The organism is Hyella patelloides LEGE 07179 (genome assembly GCF_900659865.1).
GTDB lineage: Bacteria > Cyanobacteriota > Cyanobacteriia > Cyanobacteriales > Xenococcaceae > Hyella > Hyella patelloides.
Window position 1 is genome coordinate 1 of sequence record NZ_LR214151.1, and the last position, 4802, is coordinate 4802.

6 protein-coding genes are annotated in these 4802 nt (G+C 40.6%); 5 read left to right on the forward strand and 1 reads right to left on the reverse strand.

The features are described 5' to 3' along the window. The 5 genes from H1P_RS31100 to H1P_RS31115 all read left to right on the forward strand — a co-directional run. Positions 1-695 (forward strand): RNA-guided endonuclease TnpB family protein (locus H1P_RS31100; protein ID WP_144875030.1); only part of this gene is annotated, 695 nt, incomplete at its 5' end. Further along, complete coding sequence (locus H1P_RS37885) at positions 692-838, forward strand: hypothetical protein (protein WP_222427334.1); 147 nt, start codon at positions 692-694, stop codon at positions 836-838. The genes H1P_RS31100 and H1P_RS37885, both read left to right, overlap by 4 nt. A gap of 103 nt (positions 839-941) precedes the next feature. Next, positions 942-2063: a histidinol-phosphate transaminase gene (locus tag H1P_RS31105; protein ID WP_144875032.1), complete on the forward strand. Its 1122-nt coding sequence runs from the start codon at positions 942-944 to the stop codon at positions 2061-2063. Between the two features lie 167 nt (positions 2064-2230). Next, complete coding sequence (gene murG, locus H1P_RS31110) at positions 2231-3325, forward strand: undecaprenyldiphospho-muramoylpentapeptide beta-N-acetylglucosaminyltransferase (RefSeq protein ID WP_144875034.1); 1095 nt, start codon at positions 2231-2233, stop codon at positions 3323-3325. Beyond that, positions 3316-3498, forward strand: coding sequence for a 4-vinyl reductase (locus H1P_RS31115; protein ID WP_144875036.1), 183 nt, complete (start codon positions 3316-3318; stop codon positions 3496-3498). The genes murG and H1P_RS31115 overlap by 10 nt, the downstream gene beginning before the upstream one ends. A gap of 34 nt (positions 3499-3532) precedes the next feature. Here H1P_RS31115 and H1P_RS31120 read toward each other — a convergent pair whose 3' ends face one another. Then, complete coding sequence (locus tag H1P_RS31120) at positions 3533-4798, reverse strand: RNA-guided endonuclease InsQ/TnpB family protein (RefSeq protein ID WP_246142030.1); 1266 nt, start codon at positions 4796-4798, stop codon at positions 3533-3535. Between the last annotated feature and the right edge of the window lie 4 nt (positions 4799-4802).

Genomic DNA, 4802 nt, shown 5'->3' on the forward strand with positions numbered 1-4802 from the left:
CCAAAGACCCAAGTAACAGGTACTTTGTCTCTTTTTTGGTTGAGGAAGAATTCTCGCAATGGACACCGACAACAGAAGAAATCGGAATTGACTTAGGAATTAAAGACGTAGCTGTTTGCTCAAATGGCTTTGCTTCTGGCAATCCCAAACACTACCAAAAATATCAAGCTAGACTAAAAACTTTACAGCGTAGACTAGCTAAAAAGAAGAAAGGTTCAAATAACCGATACAAGGCAAGGCTAAAAGTAGCAAAGCTTCACGCTAAAATAGCCGATTGCAGACTCGATTTTTTACATAAGCTAAGTTCAAAATTGGTTAGCGAAAGCCAAGCTATCTATACCGAGACTCTAGCAGTAAAGAACATGATGGCTAACCACTCCTTAGCGAAAGCCATAGCAGATTGTGGTTGGGGTGAATTTCTCCGCCAACTAGAATATAAATGTTTTTGGCATGGTCGAGAATTAGTAGCTATAGATCGGTGGTTTCCATCATCTAAACGCTGTAATCCATGCGGTCATATTTTGGATAAGCTACCTCTAGAGATTAGAGAATGGACTTGTCCTAGCTGTAACTCCCAGAATCTGAGAGATAAGAACGCAGCAATGAATATTAAAGCGGTCGGGCAGACCGTGTTTGCTTGTGGATCAAGCTCTAGCGGGGGTCAGTCTTTGACCGACCTAGCTATCTTGGGATGAATCAAGAATCCCTCGCGTCCCGCGACGGGAGTATGTCAATAGGAGTTCCTGTAATTCCTAAAGAGAAAGTAGAGCAAATTCTTCAAGCTAATAACCAAGATGTCGCAGCAGATGTCATACAGGCTGGTGACGAACAGCTATAAATTTCTAAAATTGCTCTGTAATATCAAGTTTATTAATTTAGGTTGCCCTCTACAGTAGCTAAACGTATAAAATTAATGACGGATTACCAATGATTAACTGACAATGAGCGATCGCCTTTCCTTCATCCGTTCTGATTTATCTCAATTAGCTGCTTATAAACCCCATCCAGGGGGAAACCCGACTCATCCAGTAGATCGTTTGGATACTAATGAGAGTCCTTTAGATTTACCATTAGAACTGAAAGAGAAATTAACTTATTTATATCAGCACACTTTAGAAGCTAATCGCTATCCTGATGGTAGTCATTACAAGTTACAAGAAGCGATCGCAGAATATGTAGTAGAATCGGCTCAAGTATCTTGGGATGTTACCCGCGATCGTATTTCTGTGGGTAATGGTTCAGATGAGTTGATTCGCTCGCTCTTAATTGCTACTTGTGTCGGTGGTGAGGGTTCGATTTTAGTAGCGACTCCTACTTTTTCGATGTATGGAATTTTGGCGACAACTCTGGGTATTCGGGTAACTACCATAGGGCGAACCGAAAATAATTTTGCAATTAATTTAACCCAAGCCAAAGCAGCAATCTCTAATCGTCAGCAACCCCCTGTTAAAGTAGTTTTTGTAGTTCATCCTAATTCTCCTACGGGTAACTGTTTAACTCCTGAAGAATTAAACTGGTTGCGAAATTTACCCCAAGATATCTTAGTAGTGGTGGATGAGGCTTATTTTGAATATAGTCAAACATCTGTAGCAGAGGAAATTGCACAGCATCCTAATTGGGTTATTTTACGTACCTTCTCTAAGGCTTTTCGTTTAGCTGCTCATCGGGTGGGTTACGCTATAGCAAATACGGATTTGATTCAAGTATTGGAAAAAGTTCGTCTTCCTTACAACTTACCTGCTTTTTCTCAAACAGCAGCTTTAGTAGCATTGCAAAATCGTCATCTCTTATTACCCTTGGTAGAGGAGACCATTAAAGAAAGAGCAAAAATGTGGCAAGCTTTAACTACAGATTTTGCCGATAAGTTGCAAGTATGGGAAACGAGAGCTAATTTCTTTTATTTAAGATTAAAAAATCAAGAGCATCAGAACGAAGCTTTAGCAGATTTAACAGCAAAACTAAAAACTCAAGGTACTCTAATCCGTCATACAGGAGGCGGGTTAAGAATTACTGTCGGGACAAAAGAAGAGAATCAACGAACTTTACAACGTCTTGCTAATTAATAATTGATTATATTGGTCAAAAAACCACGCCTTTGAGAAGCGGTACTATATCATTGGCGAAGGATTTAGGCGTAAAAACTCGCTTTCGGTTCGCATTTTCCAGCTTTTTCTGGGTAACGAGAAAGGCTTGAATCAAAATACTGTAAATGTTTAATGTTTAATGTTCAATGGTCAATGAAGAGTCAAAACCAATTCGCTTACTGATAGCTGCTAGCGGTACAGGGGGACATTTGTTTCCTGCTTTAGCGGTAGCAGAACAATTATCAGACTATGAAATTCAATGGTTAGGTGTTCCCAATCGTTTAGAAAATACTTTAGTTCCAGAATCTTATCCCCTCAACATCGTTAAAGTAGAAGGATTGCAACAGCGTTTGGGGATTAAAACTATCAAAATTGCTTTCAATTTTGTCTCGGCGATTTTTCAAGTCCAAAAGCTGATTAGAGAACAACAAATCGATGGGGTGTTTACTACAGGAGGTTATATTGCTGCTCCTGCGATTTTAGCTGCGAAACTACAAAACAAGCCTGCAATTCTCCATGAATCTAATTTTATCCCAGGAAAAGTTACTCGTTTTCTCAGTCGTTGGTGTAGCAAAATTGCTCTTGGCTTTAGAGGTACAGCCCAATATTTACCTCAAGTCACTACAGAATATGTTAGCACCCCTGTCCGTTCCCAGTTTTTGACTCCGCAAAATCTCGATCTAGCAATTCCAGACAATGCTATTTTAATTGTGGTTGCTGGAGGCTCTCAGGGGGCGGTAGCGGTTAATCAATTAGTCAGGGAAGTAGCCCCCAATTGGTTGGATAAGGGTGCATATATGGTTCACTTGACGGGTAATAACGATCCTGATGTAGAGAGCTTAAATCATCCCCACTATATTCATTTACCTTTTTATGACAATATGGCTGGATTGTTGCAAAGAGCCAATCTAGCTATTAGTCGCGCAGGAGCAGGAACTCTTACTGAATTAGCTATTACAGGAACTCCTGCTATTTTGATACCTTATCCTTATGCAGCCGAAGACCATCAAACTTTTAATGCCAAAGTATTTGTGGAAGCAGGTGCTGCGGTAATGTATCCCCAAGCTTCAACTACCGCAGAAATCTTACAAAACCAAGTAGATCGCTGGTTAGAAACTCCCGAAACTTTACAAGCAATGGCAACCAAAGCCCAAGAATTAGCGATCGCAGATAGCGCAACTCAATTAGCCAATTCAATTCGTAGCATGATACCCACTGAAATAAACATAAAATACAATTAAAACTATTTTGTCTCAATAAAACCACTGATGAACCAAGTTGTTATTTTCTCAAAGGAATGATTCAAGGACTTTTACAATCGGTTGGTAACTTACCCGAATTGAATGTTGATGAAAAAAGCTGTAAAGCAACAGGAGCAGATTATTGTGCTTTTTTGACATCCTCCCACCACTAAACGCTTGAGCGTTTTAGTGGGGGATTCCTAAGACTCACGACTTAGGTTTCTGTTTCTTTCTCTTACGCGGACGGCTTGAATTTTCGAGGCAACCTCGAAAATCGCGTCCTTGAGTATTTCGCAACTGCCCTTTAGAACTATGTCTATCAGGTCTTATGTCCGCTCCACAGACAATCACTGCGAGTCCCGCAGCAAGTATATTTTGGCTGGCGTTTACATCTCGATCAATACCTGTAGTTTTGCAGCTAGGGCAATCCCAACTACGAACATCAAGAGGCAACTTATCCATTACAAAACCGCAATGGTTACATCTTTTACTACTAGGAAAGAATCGGTCAATCTTGACCAGTTTTCTCCCGTACCATTCACACTTATATTCAAGCTGACGAAACATTTCTCCCCAAGCGGAATCGCTAATACGAAGAGCAAGCTTGTGATTCTTGACCATGTTTCTAATAGCCAAGTCTTCAATAGCAATTACGCTATTAGCTCTGACCAAATCAGTTGTCAGCTTGTGCAAAAAATCAGTACGAGCATCTTTGATAAGGCTGTGTATACGAGCTACCTCAAGTCGCGCTTTGTATCGGTTATTCGAGCCTTTGGTTTTCCGACTCAATTCCTTTTGCGCTACCTTCAGCTTTTGATACAGCCGATTAAAATGCTTCGGATTGGCTATCTTTTCTCCATCGCTGGTCGTAATCAAACTGGAAACACCGACATCAATACCAACTTGTTTTTTGATTGGTGGCAATGGTTGAATAGTTGGGTCATCTATCAACAGAGAAACAAACCATCTACCCGAAGGCTCAAGTTTAACTGTAACAGTAGATGGGGTACAGCCTTGAGGCAAAAACCTAGACCAAACTATATTCAATGGTTCAAAGCATTTAGCAAGCCAAAGATTACCGTCTCGAAATTTAAACGCAGACTTAGTAAACTCAGCCGAACCACCATTACGTTTGGCTTTAAACCTTGGATATTTAGCACGTTTACCCCAGAAATTAGCAAACGCTTTTTGCAGATGTCTAAGACACTGCTGCAAAGGTACACAACTAACTTCATTCAGAAAGTCCAAGTCTTCGGTCTTTTTCCAGCCAGTAAGAAGACTAGAGGTTTGTTTGTAATCGATTCTCTCAAGTCGCTCATACCAACCGTTTGTTTTAGCAGACAGAGCCTTGTAGAAGAGTCGAGGAGAATGTTGCCATTGCTCCCCTCTCGTCCGAAACCGTGCGTCAAAGTTTCCCTTTACACGGCTACTCAAAGGTGCTGCTAATTGTCTTTTACAGGCTTCTAACTGCATTGAT

Bases quoted from the DNA above. Each gene is read 5' to 3' on its own strand.
- H1P_RS31120 (WP_246142030.1), bottom strand. From the start codon at position 4,798: ATGCAGTTAGAAGCCTGTAAAAGACAATTAGCAGCACCTTTGAGTAGC.
- H1P_RS37885 (WP_222427334.1), top strand. From the start codon at position 692: ATGAATCAAGAATCCCTCGCGTCCCGCGACGGGAGTATGTCAATAGGA.
- H1P_RS31105 (WP_144875032.1), top strand. From the start codon at position 942: ATGAGCGATCGCCTTTCCTTCATCCGTTCTGATTTATCTCAATTAGCT.
- murG (WP_144875034.1), top strand. From the start codon at position 2,231: ATGGTCAATGAAGAGTCAAAACCAATTCGCTTACTGATAGCTGCTAGC.